Source organism: Vogesella sp. LIG4, from assembly GCF_900090205.1.
GTDB lineage: Bacteria > Pseudomonadota > Gammaproteobacteria > Burkholderiales > Chromobacteriaceae > Vogesella.
In genome coordinates this window covers 3,864,660-3,878,775 of sequence record NZ_LT607802.1, presented here as the reverse complement: position 1 = coordinate 3,878,775, position 14,116 = coordinate 3,864,660, and the positions used below count along the sequence as shown (strand labels likewise).

The following is a 14,116-nucleotide window of genomic DNA, read 5'->3' as shown; positions in this document are numbered from 1 at the left end:
CGCGCAGCAATCGACAAGTTGGCAGCCACCCTGCCTGGACTATTGGGTGAGAACACTTAACGTATCCGTTCAGTTGGTCGTGCCCGAAATCCAGCGAGAACTTGTCGTTACGTTTAAGCCTGCCGAGAAACTGCTTCGGCAGGTGAATGGGGAACAGCGGGTTTACACAGCATTCCGGACACGCTCGATTTACACGAGTGTTAGAATCCCTTGTACTGCAATCGCACGGCCTTTTCGAAAAGGACACCCCATGAAACTCGGTCTCGCGGGCAAGGTAGCGCTGGTGACCGGCGCAAGTCGCGGCATAGGCGCTGCGATTGCGCTCGAATTGGCGAAGGAAGGCGTCAGTGTGAGCCTCGTTGCGCGAGATCCAGCGCGACTCAATCATGTAGCTACTAACATCTCCATGCAGACCGGCGTGGCGACTGCTGCGATTAGCGGAGACCTGAGCCAGCCAGCGGTCGCGGATGCTGTTGTAAAGGAAACGCTGGCCCGCTTCGGTCACCTGGATATCTTGGTCAACAACGCAGGTGCGACCAAGCGCGGCGACTTCTTCACGCTCTCCGAAACCGATTGGACGGAAGGTTTCGCGTTGAAGTTTCACGGTTACGTAAGGATGGCGCGAGCGGCCTGGCCGCATTTGAAGGCCGCACAAGGCTGCATAGTCAACATTGTCGGTATTGGCGGTCGCGTCGGCAGTGCTGAATTCACCATTGGGGGCTCTGTTAATTCCGCGTTGCTCAATTTCACCAAGGCGCTGGCTGATATTGGTATGGTCGATGGCGTCCGCGTTAACGCAGTTAATCCTGGTAGGATCGAAACCGACCGCTTGGCGAGCAATTTAGCCCACATAGCTGAGGAGCGGAGTATTTCGCGCGAAACAGCTGCAGCGGAGCTTCTTGCCGAATATGGCACTCGCCGCTTTGGTCGGCCATGTGAGATCGGGGCATTTGTCACCTTCCTGGTTTCGGAGCAAGCAGCATTCGTTCAAGGATCCCTCATCGATGTCGATGGCGGCGCGACACGTTCTATCTGAATATGAACCGCCTCTAGTTTATTGTGGCCGCTTTCAATAGGAAGGCGGCCATTTTTCATCGGTCGCTCGGTCGTCTGCTTTGGCCGACCTGCAGCCGATCAGGTGAGGACTCCGGCAGGTCGTCGGCCTAAGCGGTCGGTGAGCTCTTCAAAGAAATATGGCCGGATCTGTTTACAGACCGCCATTGTCATTTTTCCTAGGTCAGGGCGGCCTACAGGAGCAGGGGCAGTCCATATGGCCACGCCCAGGCCCTGATTGCCGACCAGCCCCCGGCTTGAACGGGGCTTGCCGCAGCAGAATGCCCCGCATGGCGGCGAGGTAACGTGCCATATACCAAAGGTTGGCCGCACGTTCTGCGTGCGGCCAACCTTGCGCTATCCGGCGGTGCCGTGCCGGCTTACGGCGCCGGGTTGGGCTGGGCCTGGTGGATGGCTTCGATGGCCGCCAGGGTGGCGGCATCCAGCGTTACACCGGCGCTGCCGATGTTTTCCTCCAGCTGTGCCAGCGTGGTGGCGCCGATGATGTTGCTGGTGACGAAGGGCCGGCTGTTCACATAGGCCAGTGCCAGCTGCGCCGGCGACAGGCCGCGTTCGCGCGCCAGTGCCACGTAGCGCGCGGTGGCGGCCTCCGCCTGCGGGTTGGTGTAGCGGGTGAAGCGGTCGAACAGCGTCAGCCGCGCGCCGTCCGGGCGGGCGCCGCCCAGGTATTTGCCGGACAGCACGCCAAACGCCAGCGGCGAGTAGGCCAGCAGGCCCAGCTGCTCGCGGTGGCTGAATTCGGCCAGGCCCACTTCGAAACTGCGGTTGAGCAGGCTGTACGGGTTCTGGATGCTGGCCACGCGCGGCAGGTTGTAGCGTTCGGCCAGCGCCAGGAACTGCGCCACGCCCCACGGCGTTTCATTGGAAAGACCAATGGCGCGCACCTTGCCGGCGGCCACGAAGTCCTGCAGCACGCGCAGGGTTTCCTCGATGGCCACGCTGCCCGGCGCATCCTCCTGCCACGGGTAGCCCAGCTGGCCGAAGTAGTTGGTGCTGCGATCCGGCCAGTGCAGCTGGTACAGGTCTACATGGTCGGTCTGCAGGCGGCGCAGGCTGTCGTGCAGCGCCTGGGTGAGGTTGGCGCGGTCAAAGTGCACCTGGCCGCCGCGGATGTGGCTGGGGCGCTTGGGGTCGCTGCTCGGCCCGGCCGCCTTGGTGGCCAGCACGATGCGTTCGCGGCGGCCGCCCTTGGCCAGCCAGCTGCCGATATAGCTTTCGGTGCGGCCCTGGGTTTCGGCCTTGGGCGGCACCGGGTACATTTCTGCGGTGTCGATCAGATTGATGCCGCGCTCCAGCGCGAGATCCAGCTGGCTGTGGGCGTCGGCTTCGCTGTTCTGTTCGCCCCAGGTCATGGTGCCCAGCGAGATCAGGCTGACGTTGATGCCGGTGCGGCCAAGTGGTCGGAATTCCATCGATTGCGTCCTTGCAGGCGGGAGGTGGGGCCGCCAGCGTTGGCGGCGGTACAGACTGTGCATGATAGCGCTCACACGGCGGCGGGCAAGCTGTCCGGCAGCAGGGGAGCAGGGGCCGCCGGTGGAACAGTCTGTGCTGCGGCCAACTATGGCGCGGCGCAGCAATCGGGAGTAGGCTGTTGCCCCCGCCTGCCACCTCCCGCCACACCATGAACCTGTACCAAGATTCACCAACCTCCCTGCGCCACAGCAAGCCGTTCTGGCGCTTCTGGCTGGCGCGCTTGCTGCTGACCGGCGGCTTCCAGATCATGGGGGTGGCGGTGGGCTGGCAGGTCTACAGCCTCACCGGCAGCACGCTGGACCTGGGCCTGGTGGGCCTGCTGCAGTTCCTGCCGCGCATCCTGCTGGTGCTGGTTACCGGCACCGTGGCCGATCGCTACCCGCGGCACTACATCGCGGCAGCCAGCATGGCGCTGCAGGCCGCGGCGGCGCTGCTGCTGTTGCTGGGCAGCGCCGGCATCGGCCTGCCGGTTACGCGCGGGCTGATCTTTGCGGTCTCGGTGCTGATCGGCACCTGCCGCGCCTTCGACATGCCCACCATGCAGTCGTTGCTGCCCACCATCGTGCCGCCGGCGCTGCTGCCGTCCGCGGTGGCGGCGGCAGCCTCGGCCAACGAGGTGGCCACCGTGGTGGCGCCGGCGCTGGGCGGCCTGCTGTTCGCCATTGGCGCGCCGTTTACCTACGGGCTGGATGCGCTGATGTTCGGCGCCGGCGTGCTGCTGGTACTGGGCCTGCCGGTGCCGCGCCATGTGGCGGATGGCCGCCGGGTAACGCTGGATTCGCTGCTGGCCGGGGTGCGTTTCATTCGCAGCCGGCCGGATATCTTCGGCGCCATTTCGCTGGATCTGTTTGCCGTGCTGCTGGGCGGCGCCACCGCGCTGCTGCCGGTGTTTGCTGCCGACATCCTGCACACCGGCCCGTGGGGGCTGGGCCTGCTGCGCGCCGCGCCATCGGTGGGCGCGCTGGCGATGTCGGCCTGGCTGCTGCGCAACCCGGTGGAGCGTAAGGTTGGCCGCATCATGTTCGCCACCGTGGCCATGTTCGGCCTCGCCACCATCGGCTTCGGCCTGTCCAGCCACTTCGGCCTGTCGCTGCTGGCGCTGCTGGTGCTGGGCGCCTCCGACATCATCAGCGTGGTGATCCGCAGTACCTTCGTGCAGATGGAAACGCCGGACGAGATGCGCGGCCGGGTGAACGCGGTGAATTCGCTGTTCATCGGCGCTTCCAACCAGCTGGGTGAATTCGAATCCGGCGTTACCGCCGCCTGGCTGGGCACAGTGCCGGCGGTGGTGGCCGGCGGCGTGGGCACGCTGCTGGTGGTGGTGCTGTGGATGCGCTGGTTCCCGTCGCTGGCGCAGCGCGACCGCATGCTGGGAGAACAATATGGCTGATTTGCATCCCGCCGTAGCCGCCTGGCTGGCCAGGGTAAACGCGGCACAGGCCGAGCGTCTGGCCGCCGGCTGGGTGAACACACCGATAGGCGCACGCGAGGCGCTGGCAGCGCTGATCGGGGCCATGCTGCCACCCGGCCCGGCGCTGCCGTGGGTGAACGAGGCCATGGTGGAAGGCGGCGACTGCCCGGTGCCGCTGCGCATTTACCACCCGGCGCCGGACGAAGCGCGGCCGGTGCTGGTGTACTGCCACGGCGGCGGCCACATGGCCGGCAGCGTCAGCAGCTACGACCCGGTATGCCGCAGGTTGGCCGCAAGCAGCGGCCACATCGTGGTGGCAGTGGAATACCGGCTGGCGCCGGAAAATCCGTACCCGGCGGCGCTGGACGACGTGGCGCTGGTGTTGCGCCAGCTATGGCCGGTGCTGGATGCGGCCGGCGTGCGCTACCGGCGCGAGCGCACCCTGGGTGGCGATTCCGGCGGCGCGGCGCTGGCGGCCACCCTGGCGCAGCGCGGCCAGCATGATCCTGAACTGGCCTGCGATCGCCTGCTGCTGATCTACCCCAGCGTGGACTACACGCTGAACCAGCCCTCCATCCAGCGCCTGGGGCAGGGATATTTGCTGGAGGCGGAGCGCATCGGCTGGTACTTCGGGCATTACTTCCGCTTGGGCGGCGACCGCGTGGCCGCCTCGCCGCTGCATGGCGAGATCACTGCCAGCCACCCGCCCACGCTGCTGATCACCGCCGGCTTCGACCCGCTGCTGGACGAAGGCGAAGTGTATGCGCGCAAACTCGCCGCCGCCGGCGTGGCGGTGGACTACCACTGCGAAGCGGCGCAGATCCACGCCTTCATGCTGCTGGAGGCTCTGCTGCCGGAAGTGTGTGCGGCCAACTACCAGCGCATCGCGGGGTTTTTGCAGCGGTAGGCTGTGGGGCGAATCAAGCGGATGGGAGGGCTCCCGAGTTTGATTCGGCAGGCTAGATGACGTTGTGGTGAACGCTGGGATGGTGGACGATTTAGTTATTTGTCGTATAAGCTGCAGGCTTAACAGAATCGTTTACTTTGTGTCAGGACTCGTCATGGATTTATCGCAGTTTGCTTACCTTCCATTCATGGTCTCACTCATCGTTACCGTTGTAGTCGCGAGAAAAATTAATTATCCGTGGCTGTTTTTTTGTGTGGCATTGTTGTCGGCATTTGGTATCGATCACTTTTCCACACTGGTTTCAGATATCATCAATGCAGTCATTTTCCCTCGCATGAATGAAAGCTATCCCTCCCTGACGGATGCGGCCGAATATCGAACACGCTACAATCATATTATGATTTTTACTTACCTGGCGGCCGAGCTGCTGGTTATTCCATTCATGCTTTGGAAATTGAGTTTGGTTTTTCGGAAAAATACCTGATTTATCCATAAGGCTGGATGTTCTAATGCTTTTCGATAATGTCTGGTGTCAGCAATGCTCTATGGTGTGTCTCCTTGATCTCTTAACTCTGAGACCACCCGCCGGAGCGTAGGCAGAGGTTGTCGTGGTAAACATTGGACTTCATCGTACGCTGCCCAACCTTAGAGGCTGCACGAGTTCAGGGAGGTACATCGATGAAATTTTTAACGGCTATGGCATTGATTGGCATGTTGGTGTCAGTTGTTAGAGTGTTTTATTTTCATGTTTTGCTGATTTTTTCTGCTAGAAAATATGATGTTGATATCTATAGAAGGCCATTTTTTATACAGTGGAATAGTGATGGTCTTGATGATGATTGTGTTGAAAATTTAGTAAAACTCAAACGGGCAGTAAAGTATTTGTTTTTGTTTTTTGTGCTTGTGGCATTTTTTGGATTTATGGATTTTATGTTTTTTAAAAGGTAAGTTCTGACGTGGGGAGTAGGGTTCATTGTATTCAACCTAAGCTACTGCCACGCACCCAGAAGTGCATGCGGCCAACCATCTGCCATGGCGACCTGTCTGAACGGCCATGTCGGCCTCAAGTTCGGCCAGCCGGGTTCGATAAAGGGGCATCAACAAGAACATAAGGAGGCGGACATGAGCTACGTGCTGCTGGCTCTCATGCTGCTGCTACTGGTGATGGTGGTGCTGCTGATCGAAGATGCCGCCGAGGTGGACTACCCCGACTGAGCGGGGCCTTGTTGTGAGCCGGATATGAAAAACGGCGTTGAACCTTGCTAGGTTCAACGCCGTTTTTGCTTGCGGGTTTACGCTGCCTGCGCGGCCCGGAGGCTGGCTGGCCGCCGCTGGCTCAGGCTCACCCCGGCCAGGATCAGGCCGCCGCCTATCCAGTGGTAGGCGTGAATGGTTTCCCCCAGCGTGGCACTGGCCAGCAGGGCGGTGAACAGCGGCAGCAGGTTCATGAAGATGGCGGTGCGCTCGCTGCCGATGCGCTGGATGCTGAGCATCCACAGGTAGGCCGCCACGATGGACGAGCCGATGCCGGCCACCAGCAGTACCGGCAGGCCGGCCAGTGGAATCGCCAGGCTGCTGGCAGTGGAGGCCAGCGGCAGCAGCATCAGTACCGCCAGCAGCACCTGGGCGTACAGGTTCAGCCACTGGCCCAGCGGCGGCGCCCAGCGGCGGTACAGAATGCCGTACAGCGCGTAGGCGGTTGAACCCAGCAGCACCATGGCATCGCCGGCGTTGGCGCCGTGCTGCAGCAGGAACAGCGGGTTGCCGGCGCCCATCAGGTAGGCCACGCCGCCCAGCGACAGCACCACGCCGGCGACAGCCTGCGAGCTGATGCTCTGGCGAAAGAACGCCGCGCCGATCAAGAGCCCGGAGAGTGGAATCAGTGCGGTGATCACGCCCATATTGGTGGCCGTGGTGAGGTGGGCGGCGTAGTAGGCCAGGCATTGCGAGGCCACCATGCCCAGCAGCGACAGCACGGCAAGTTGCGGCAGGTGGCGCAGCAGCTGTGCGCGGGCGCGCCACAGCGGGCGGGCGAACATCGGTGTCAGCACGATGGCGGCCAGCAGCCAGCGGTACAGCGAGATTGCCGCCGGGTCGAACACGGCGGCCGCGGCCTTGGACGCCACGGTGTTGGCCGACCAGATCAGCACGGCCAGCAGGGGTAACAGCATCGCCATCATCGGCTCCTAAACAACTGTGTCCGCCAGTGTAAGGCTGTCTGTTTGGTGGCATATAATGCAAATCTGACAAAACCATGCTGCACTTGCGACAAGCCACCATGAGCCAACCGGAACTGCCGTTCAGCGCTGTCGACTTGGCCCTGCCGGAGCCATCGCCGCTGAGTTTCCGCTACGAACAATACCAGGCCGATACCGAGTTCGACTGGCACCGCCACCCGTGGGGCCAGCTCAACCGCATCAGCCTCGGGCTGCTGGAACTGCAACTGGCAGAGCGCAGCCTGGTGGCGCCGGCGGAATACCTGGTGTGGATTCCGGCCGGGGTGGAGCATGCGGCGCACATCCGTCAGTCGCTGGATTATGTCTCGGTATACGTGGCGCATGACGCCGCCGCCAGTCTGCCGGCGCAGCCTTGCCTGATCGCGCAGACGCCGCTGGTGCGCGCCTTGCTGGACGACTTCTGCCAGCGCGGCCTCGGCGCGATTACCGATAGCTGGGATGCGCGCCAGGCACAGCTGCTGCTGCACCGGCTGCAACAGGCCGGCAGCGTGGACGACTACCTGCCGGACAGCGACGACCGCCTGCTGCGGCCCATTCTGCTGGCCATGCGCACCCAGCCGGGCGACGCCACCACCCTGGCTGCCTGGGCGCAGCGGGTGCACAGCACCGAGCGCACGCTGGCGCGGCGCTTCCAGCAGCATCTGGGCATGAGCTTCGTGCAATGGCGCAGCCGCCTGCGCCTGCTGCAGGCGCTGTCCTGGCTCAAGCTGGGGCGCACGGTCAGCGATATCGCCGCCGAGCTGGGCTATGCCACGCCATCCGCCTTCATCGCCATGTTCGTCAAGCAGACCGGCATCACCCCGGACCGCTATCGCCGCCAGCTGCTGGCGGAAGGTGCTGCGGCATGAGGTGGCGCTGCCTGCTGGCGCTCTGCCTGTGGCCGCTGGCGCTGCCGGCCAGCGCGGCGGCGCGGGACATCGGCTGCCGGGTGGTGGCGGTGCTGGATGGCGATACCCTGCAATGCCTGGCCGGGCGGCGCGCGCTGCGCGTGCGGCTGGGGCAGGTCGATGCCCCCGAAACGGCGCAGCCCTACGGCCAGCGTGCCAAGGCGGCGCTGGCGGCGCGGGTGTTCGGCCGCGAGGTGACACTGCAGCGGCAGGATGTGGACCAGTACGGCCGGCTGGTGGCGCGGGTGCTGCTGGATGGCGCGGACATCAACCTGCAGCAGGTGCGCGATGGCTGGGCCTGGGTGTACCGCCAGTATGCGCACGAGGCCGGCTACTACGCGGCAGAACGGGCGGCGCGGGCCGAGGGCGCCGGGCTGTGGGCGGATGCCCGGCCGGTGGCGCCGTGGGACTGGCGCCATGGCGACAAGGTTGGCCGCATGCCGCCTGAGAACGAGGTGCAGCCGGATGCGGCCAACGGTAACTGGCTGTGTGGCAGCAAGCAGCGCTGCAGCCAGATGCGCAGCTGTGCCGAAGCGCGCTATCACCTGCAGGTGTGCGGCCTGAGCCGGCTGGATGCCAATCACGACGGCACCCCCTGTGAAGCCTTGTGCCGCGAGCAGGCCCGCTAACCGGCCATCTGCGGTCTTGGCCGGCCTGGCCTGGCAAAGCCAAGGCCGACGCTATTGCCAAAAGAATCAGCCCGCGCTCACCCCCAGGAGCTGCAGGCACACATCGCGCAGCGCCTCCGCCTTGCGGGTGAGTTTCAGCTCCTGCGGCCAGGCCAGCATGATGGGCAGCTTGGGCACGTCGTCGGCAATCTCCAGGCAGGCCAGCCGGCTGCCATCGTAGGTTACGTCCACATTGGGGCGCAGGTTCAGCAGCGCATAGCCGAAGCGTGCCGCCACCAGCCCGCGCACCAGCTCGAAGTTGATGGTGCGCAGCCGCACCTTGGGCTCCAGCCCCTGCTGGCGGAACAGCGACAGGAAGTACTCGCGGCTGTGCGGGCGATCCAGCAGCACCATAGGCTCATCGGCCAGCTCGGCCAGCGACACGCTGCCGCGCTCGGCCAGGGGGTGGTCGGCCGCCACCAGCACATAGGGGCGGGCGCCGGACAGCGGCAGCTTGTGCAGCGTGTCCGGCAGCCCCAGGTCGTACAGCAGCGCCAGCTCGATCTGGCCGCCCAGCAGCGCGCTCTGCAGCTGCTGGGTATCGCCCTCCAGCAAATTCACCTCCAGCTCCGGGTAGGCCTCGCGTAGCGTGGACAGCAGCCGCGGCAGCAGGATGGGGGCGATGGTGGTGAAGCAGCCCAGCGTTACCGTGCCGCGCAGCGACTGGCTGATCTCCTGCGCCTGCTGCATCAGGTCGTCGGCATGGCTCAGCAGGTTGCGCGCCGCGGCGATGAAGCTCTGCCCGGCCGGGGTGAGCGACACCCCCTTGGCGTGGTGGCGCACGAAGAACTGCAGGCCGAATACTTCTTCCAGCTGCGCAATGGCATTGGACACGCCGGGTTGCGAGGTATACAGCGCATTGGCCGCGGCGGTAACGCTGCCATGGTCGGCCACCGCCACCAGGTAGGCCAGTTGTCTCAGGGTGTATTGCATAATTTCAAATTATCCAATGTAGACAATATATATATTTTCGGTATCTAGCGTCGCTCCGTAGACTGGCCCTTGTCAACCAGCTCAACAGGAGAGAGCAAGATGGCAATCGAAAAGACAGACACGCTGGTGATCGGCGCCGGCCAGGCCGGCGTGGCCATGAGCGAACACCTGAGCAAGCTCGACGTGCCGCATATCGTGCTGGAACGTAATCGTATCGCTGAACGCTGGCGCAGTGAGCGCTGGGATTCGCTGGTGTGCAACGGCCCGGCCTGGCACGACCGCTTCCCCGGCCTGGAGTTCGAAGGCGCCGACCCGGATGCCTTCATCCCGAAGGAAAAGGTAGCCGATTACTTCGAAGCCTACGCCAGGAAATTCAACGCCCCGATTCGCACCGGGGTGGAAGTGAAGAAAGTTACCCGCAATGTTGGCCGCCCGGGCTTTACCGTGGAAACCTCGGCCGGGGTGATCGAGGCCAGCCGCGTGGTGGCTGCCACCGGCCCGTTCCAGAAGCCGATCATTCCGCCGGTAGCGCCCAAGGACGATGGCCTGGTGCAGATCCACTCCGCGCAGTACCGCAACCCGGCGCAATTGCCGGAAGGCGCTGTACTGGTGGTGGGCGCCGGCTCCTCCGGCGTGCAGATCGCCGACGAGCTGCAGCGCGCCGGCAAGAAGGTATACCTGTCGGTAGGCGCACACGACCGCCCGCCGCGTGCCTACCGCAACCGCGACTTCTGCTGGTGGCTGGGTGTGCTGGGCGAGTGGGACGCTGCGGCGATGAAGCCGGGCACCGAGCACGTCACCATTGCCGTGAGCGGCGCGCGTGGCGGTGAAACCATCGATTTCCGCCGCCTGGCGCATGAGGGCATGACCCTGGTGGGCATGACCAAGGCGTTCGAGAACGGTGTGGTGAGCTTCCAGCCGGACCTTGCGGCCAACATTGCCCGCGGCGACGCCAACTACCTGGAGCTGCTGGATGCGGCCGATGCCTACATCGAGCGCAACGGGCTGGACCTGCCGCTGGAGCCGGAAGCGCGCCGCATGCTGCCGGACCCGGACTGCCTCACCAACCCGGTGCTGGAACTCGACCTGGCCAAGGCCGGCATCACCAGCGTGGTGTGGGCCACCGGCTTTGCCGTGGACTACAGCTGGCTGCAGGTGAGTGCCTTCGACGACAAGGGCAAGCCCAAGCACCAGCGTGGCGTGTCCAGCGAGCCGGGCGTCTACTTCGTGGGCCTGCCGTGGCTGTCGCGCCGTGGCTCCACCTTCATCTGGGGCGTGTGGCACGACGCCAAGCTGATTGCCGATCACATCGCCACCCAGCGCAAGTACGCCGCCTACCGCGATGCGGGGCAGCGTAATCAATAAGTACCAATAAGACAGACCGGAGCCAGGTGGCTCCGGTCGCTGAGTTTTGATCGGTGCCGCCGTGCGGCCCGTAAATACACACACAAGGTGACAATCATGGTTCACAAGCGCATTCGCCCGTTCAATACCAAGCAGACCTACCCGGAACAGAACCTGAACAACGACCTGTGCCAGGCCGTGGTGGCCGGCAACATCGTGTTCGTCCGTGGCCAGATCGGCCAGGATCTGGAAACCCGCGAATCGGTAGGCATCGGCGATGTCACCGCACAGGCGGAAAAGGCGATGTCCAACATCAAGATGCTGCTGGACGAGTCCGGCAGCTGCCTGGAAGACATCTGCAAGATCGTCATCTACATCATCGACCCGCGCTACCGTGAAGCGGTGTACCAGGTAGTGGGCAAGTGGCTGCAGGGCGTATTCCCGGTGTCCACCGGCCTGGTGGTATCGGCCCTGGCGCGCCCGGAGTGGCTGGTGGAAATCGACGTTACCGCCGTGATTCCCGAGGAGCGTCGCTGATGACTTTCTCCATCGCTGCCCGCTGCCCGGAAACGGGCATGGTCGGCGTGGCCCTGGCCTCGTCCAGCATTTGCGTAGCCAGCCGCTGCGCCAATGTGCGGGCCGGGGTCGGTGCCGCGCTGAGTCAGAACGTGACCAACCCCATGCTGGGGCCGCTGGCGCTGGAGCTGATGGCTGCCGGGCAGGATGGGGACACGCTGCGCGCCAGCCTGTTGGCCGCAGACCCGTTTATCGAGTGGCGGCAGCTGGTGCTGGCGCCGCTCAAGGGCACGCCGCAGGTGATTACCGGCCGCCACGCACTGGGCATATTCAGCGCCGCCAGCGGCCGCGACTGCGCCGCCGGCGGCAACCTGCTGGCCACGCCCGATCTGCCGCAAGCCATGGTGGATGCCTTTGAAAACAGCCGCGGCAGCCTGCCGGAGCGGCTGCTCATCGCCTTGCAGGCCGCGGTGGACGTGGGCGGCGAAGCCGGCCCCATCCACGCCGCCGGCATCAAGGCGACGCTGCATACCGAATGGCCGTCGGTGGACCTGCGCATCGACTGGACCGAAGGTGCGCCAATCGCTGAGTTGGCCGCATTGTGGCAGCGCTACCAGCCGCAGATGGACGCCTATGTCACCCGGGCACTGGCGCCGCAGGAAGCGCCCAGCTACGGCGTGGCAGGAGACCCATGATGGAAAAAAACTCTTCGCTGGCACTGCTGCAGCAGCTGGTCGGTTTCGACACCGTCAGCCACAACTCCAACCTGATGTTGATCCACTTCGTGCGCGACTACCTGTTGGCGCATGGCATTGCCAGCCAGCTGGTAAGCAATGTTGAAGGCACCAAGGCCAACCTCTACGCCACCATCGGCCCCACCGACCGTGGCGGGGTGATGCTGGCCGGCCATACCGACGTGGTGCCGGTGACCGGCCAGAACTGGAGCAGCGACCCGTTCCAGCTGGACGTACGCGACGGCCGTGCCTATGGCCGTGGCAGCGCCGACATGAAAGGCTTCATCGCCTCCGTGCTGGCCGCGGTGCCGGCGTTTGCGGCGGCCAAGCTGCACACCCCGCTGCATATCGCGCTGACCTACGACGAGGAAATCGGCTGCATCGGCGTGCGCCGCCTGCTGGACGTGCTGGGCGGGCTGCCGGTGCTGCCGAAGATGGGCATCGTCGGCGAGCCGACGCTGATGCGCGTGGTGGCGGCGCACAAGGGCAAGGTGGCTTACAAGGTGAAGCTGCGCGGCAAGGAAGGTCACTCCAGCAACCCCAAGGGCGGGGTGAATACCGTGGAATACGCGGCCGAGCTGATTACCTTCATTCGCGAACTGGCGCGCGAGCGCGAGGCGCTGGGGCCGTTCGATCACCTGTACGAAGTGCCGTACACCACGTTGCACGTGGGCAAGATGCACGGCGGCACCGCGCTGAACATCATTCCGGCCGACAGCGAGTTCGAGTTCGAAATCCGCCACCTGCCGGAGGACGACCCGCAGCCGCTGCTGGCTGCCATCTTCAACTATGCGCGCGGCCAACTATTGCCGGCGATGCGCGCAGGCGATGCCGCCGCCGACATCGAGTTCATCGAGCGCAGCAGCTACCCCGGCCTGCTCACCGCGCCGGACGCCGAGGTGGTGCGCTTCGTGCAGGCGCTGCTGGGCGACGACCGCGCTCCGGCCAAGATCGCCTTCGGCACCGAGGCCGGCCTGTTCTCGCAACAGGTAGGCATTCCCGCGGTGGTGGTCGGCCCCGGCAGCATCGATCAGGCGCACAAGCCGGACGAATGGCTGGCGCTGGATCAACTGGCCGCTTGTGACACCATGCTTGCCAAGCTGTTGCAGCAGCTTGGCGAGTAAGCAGTAGGTGTTGTTGTAACCGTACTTTCGGGTACGGATCGTTGCTTCTCTGTTTCCTGTCTGCAAGACGTTGGCCCGCTTCGGCGGGCCTCTTTTTTTTGCTGGGTAGTGCCGGCTGATTTGGTCTGTATCTGCCGGTTGCCTGGGGTGCTGGTGGTGGTGCGGGCAGGGCGGGGGCGGTGGGATGTCTATGGGATGGAATGTCTGCTATCGGCCAGGAGCGGAAATTCGACACTCCCAGTAAGCAGCCGTGGGAGCGGCTGCTTCGTTCTGTCTCCATTGTGGACTGTCCGCGCGGCTGTGATGCTAGGGAGATTCCCTAGTGCTTACTTATGGGACTGCTGAAAACCCGCGACATCGTACTGGGAAACGCTCTTGGGATTTACGGAGTTCTGGGGTTGGGTACCCGCGTAATGTGTTCCCGCATTCCCGTTTGGGTTGAAGGCAGAGCCCGGGGCGGCACTGGCTTTTCCTGGTGTGACACTCCCCGTCTGAGGGCTGCCGATTGTCTGGCTGGGCTGCCCCTTCATACCCGTCACCGTATGGACGTTAGCGGCAGAGACAGTCGCAACAGGGGAAACGGCGAACAGGATACCCGCAAGCACCGCGATTGATAGTTGATTGGTATAGGACATTACAACCTCCATTGCCTTAATGGCTGACTACGTATCTCCCCATCGTTCACTATAGTCTTTGCTTGTAGGCCAAACCGGCTTTGATGCATAGCCCTGCTGCCCGCCGCGGTAAGCTGAAGCCACAAAGAACAAGAGGCTCAACCAAGCAAAACAAGGGAGAATTCAGCCAAATG

Annotated in this window: 14 protein-coding genes; 11 read left to right on the top strand and 3 right to left on the bottom strand. The window is 64.0% G+C overall.

The window, feature by feature from the left end; translation table 11 throughout:
- The first annotated feature begins 250 nt into the window (after nucleotides 1–250).
- Complete coding sequence (locus PSELUDRAFT_RS17950; protein WP_088968122.1) at nucleotides 251–1,036, top strand: SDR family oxidoreductase; 786 nt, start codon at nucleotides 251–253, stop codon at nucleotides 1,034–1,036.
- A gap of 397 nt (nucleotides 1,037–1,433) precedes the next feature.
- Here the strand turns inward: PSELUDRAFT_RS17950 and PSELUDRAFT_RS17945 are convergent, their stop codons facing one another.
- Nucleotides 1,434–2,486: an NADP(H)-dependent aldo-keto reductase gene (locus PSELUDRAFT_RS17945; protein WP_088968121.1), complete on the bottom strand. Its 1,053-nt coding sequence runs from the start codon at nucleotides 2,484–2,486 to the stop codon at nucleotides 1,434–1,436.
- Between the two features lie 209 nt (nucleotides 2,487–2,695).
- Between PSELUDRAFT_RS17945 and PSELUDRAFT_RS17940 the strand changes: the two genes are divergently transcribed.
- The 4 genes from PSELUDRAFT_RS17940 (at nucleotide 2,696) to PSELUDRAFT_RS19540 (ending at nucleotide 5,813) form a co-directional block, all read left to right on the top strand.
- A complete protein-coding gene (locus tag PSELUDRAFT_RS17940) occupies nucleotides 2,696–3,937 on the top strand; it encodes an MFS transporter (RefSeq protein WP_088968120.1) in 1,242 nt (413 codons plus the stop codon).
- A complete protein-coding gene (locus tag PSELUDRAFT_RS17935; protein WP_231895259.1) occupies nucleotides 3,930–4,865 on the top strand; it encodes an alpha/beta hydrolase in 936 nt (311 codons plus the stop codon). Before PSELUDRAFT_RS17940 ends, PSELUDRAFT_RS17935 begins: the two co-directional genes overlap by 8 nt.
- Before the next feature lie 154 nt (nucleotides 4,866–5,019).
- Entirely contained in the window at nucleotides 5,020–5,349 is a 330-nt protein-coding gene (locus PSELUDRAFT_RS17930) for a hypothetical protein (protein WP_157725174.1), read from the top strand.
- 134 nt (nucleotides 5,350–5,483) lie between these two features.
- Entirely contained in the window at nucleotides 5,484–5,813 is a 330-nt protein-coding gene (locus PSELUDRAFT_RS19540) for a hypothetical protein (protein ID WP_157725173.1), read from the top strand.
- Between the two features lie 344 nt (nucleotides 5,814–6,157).
- On the opposite strand, the gene PSELUDRAFT_RS17925 is transcribed toward PSELUDRAFT_RS19540, so the two are convergent.
- The gene (locus tag PSELUDRAFT_RS17925) at nucleotides 6,158–7,036 is read right to left on the bottom strand and encodes a DMT family transporter (protein ID WP_231895258.1); all 879 of its coding nucleotides are present in this window, start codon (nucleotides 7,034–7,036) and stop codon (nucleotides 6,158–6,160) included.
- A gap of 107 nt (nucleotides 7,037–7,143) precedes the next feature.
- Here PSELUDRAFT_RS17925 and PSELUDRAFT_RS17920 point away from each other — a divergent pair, with 107 nt between their 5' ends.
- Together PSELUDRAFT_RS17920 and PSELUDRAFT_RS17915 are read left to right on the top strand one after the other, a co-directional pair.
- Nucleotides 7,144–7,950, top strand: coding sequence for a helix-turn-helix domain-containing protein (locus PSELUDRAFT_RS17920; protein WP_088968569.1), 807 nt, complete (start codon nucleotides 7,144–7,146; stop codon nucleotides 7,948–7,950).
- Nucleotides 7,947–8,618: a thermonuclease family protein gene (locus PSELUDRAFT_RS17915; RefSeq protein WP_088968118.1), complete on the top strand. Its 672-nt coding sequence runs from the start codon at nucleotides 7,947–7,949 to the stop codon at nucleotides 8,616–8,618. The genes PSELUDRAFT_RS17920 and PSELUDRAFT_RS17915 overlap by 4 nt, the downstream gene beginning before the upstream one ends.
- Before the next feature lie 66 nt (nucleotides 8,619–8,684).
- Here the strand turns inward: PSELUDRAFT_RS17915 and PSELUDRAFT_RS17910 are convergent, their stop codons facing one another.
- Nucleotides 8,685–9,590 (bottom strand): LysR family transcriptional regulator, encoded by a 906-nt coding sequence (locus PSELUDRAFT_RS17910; protein WP_088968117.1) that lies wholly within the window; start codon nucleotides 9,588–9,590, stop codon nucleotides 8,685–8,687.
- A gap of 99 nt (nucleotides 9,591–9,689) precedes the next feature.
- On the opposite strand from PSELUDRAFT_RS17910, the gene PSELUDRAFT_RS17905 reads away from it, so the two are divergent.
- The 4 genes from PSELUDRAFT_RS17905 to argE all read left to right on the top strand — a co-directional run bounded on the left by PSELUDRAFT_RS17905 (nucleotide 9,690) and on the right by argE (nucleotide 13,308).
- Nucleotides 9,690–10,955, top strand: a complete 1,266-nt coding sequence (locus PSELUDRAFT_RS17905; RefSeq protein ID WP_088968116.1) for an NAD(P)/FAD-dependent oxidoreductase — start codon at nucleotides 9,690–9,692, stop codon at nucleotides 10,953–10,955.
- Nucleotides 10,956–11,051: 96 nt separating this feature from the next.
- Nucleotides 11,052–11,471, top strand: a complete 420-nt coding sequence (locus PSELUDRAFT_RS17900; RefSeq protein ID WP_088968115.1) for a RidA family protein — start codon at nucleotides 11,052–11,054, stop codon at nucleotides 11,469–11,471.
- The gene (locus tag PSELUDRAFT_RS17895) at nucleotides 11,471–12,145 is read left to right on the top strand and encodes a DUF1028 domain-containing protein (protein WP_088968114.1); all 675 of its coding nucleotides are present in this window, start codon (nucleotides 11,471–11,473) and stop codon (nucleotides 12,143–12,145) included. Before PSELUDRAFT_RS17900 ends, PSELUDRAFT_RS17895 begins: the two co-directional genes overlap by 1 nt.
- Entirely contained in the window at nucleotides 12,142–13,308 is a 1,167-nt protein-coding gene (gene argE / locus PSELUDRAFT_RS17890) for an acetylornithine deacetylase (protein WP_231895257.1), read from the top strand. The genes PSELUDRAFT_RS17895 and argE overlap by 4 nt, the downstream gene beginning before the upstream one ends.
- The last annotated feature ends 808 nt before the right edge of the window (nucleotides 13,309–14,116 follow it).

Excerpts from the sequence above, each read along its gene's own strand:
- PSELUDRAFT_RS17900 (WP_088968115.1), top strand. The coding sequence starts at position 11,052 with ATGGTTCACAAGCGCATTCGCCCGTTCAATACCAAGCAGACCTACCCG.
- PSELUDRAFT_RS17940 (WP_088968120.1), top strand. The coding sequence starts at position 2,696 with ATGAACCTGTACCAAGATTCACCAACCTCCCTGCGCCACAGCAAGCCG.
- PSELUDRAFT_RS17950 (WP_088968122.1), top strand. The coding sequence starts at position 251 with ATGAAACTCGGTCTCGCGGGCAAGGTAGCGCTGGTGACCGGCGCAAGT.
- PSELUDRAFT_RS17910 (WP_088968117.1), bottom strand. The coding sequence starts at position 9,590 with ATGCAATACACCCTGAGACAACTGGCCTACCTGGTGGCGGTGGCCGAC.
- PSELUDRAFT_RS17920 (WP_088968569.1), top strand. The coding sequence starts at position 7,144 with ATGAGCCAACCGGAACTGCCGTTCAGCGCTGTCGACTTGGCCCTGCCG.
- PSELUDRAFT_RS17925 (WP_231895258.1), bottom strand. The coding sequence starts at position 7,036 with ATGCTGTTACCCCTGCTGGCCGTGCTGATCTGGTCGGCCAACACCGTG.
- argE (WP_231895257.1), top strand. The coding sequence starts at position 12,142 with ATGATGGAAAAAAACTCTTCGCTGGCACTGCTGCAGCAGCTGGTCGGT.
- PSELUDRAFT_RS17915 (WP_088968118.1), top strand. The coding sequence starts at position 7,947 with ATGAGGTGGCGCTGCCTGCTGGCGCTCTGCCTGTGGCCGCTGGCGCTG.
- PSELUDRAFT_RS17945 (WP_088968121.1), bottom strand. The coding sequence starts at position 2,486 with ATGGAATTCCGACCACTTGGCCGCACCGGCATCAACGTCAGCCTGATC.
- PSELUDRAFT_RS17935 (WP_231895259.1), top strand. The coding sequence starts at position 3,930 with ATGGCTGATTTGCATCCCGCCGTAGCCGCCTGGCTGGCCAGGGTAAAC.
- PSELUDRAFT_RS17895 (WP_088968114.1), top strand. The coding sequence starts at position 11,471 with ATGACTTTCTCCATCGCTGCCCGCTGCCCGGAAACGGGCATGGTCGGC.
- PSELUDRAFT_RS17905 (WP_088968116.1), top strand. The coding sequence starts at position 9,690 with ATGGCAATCGAAAAGACAGACACGCTGGTGATCGGCGCCGGCCAGGCC.
- PSELUDRAFT_RS17930 (WP_157725174.1), top strand. The coding sequence starts at position 5,020 with ATGGATTTATCGCAGTTTGCTTACCTTCCATTCATGGTCTCACTCATC.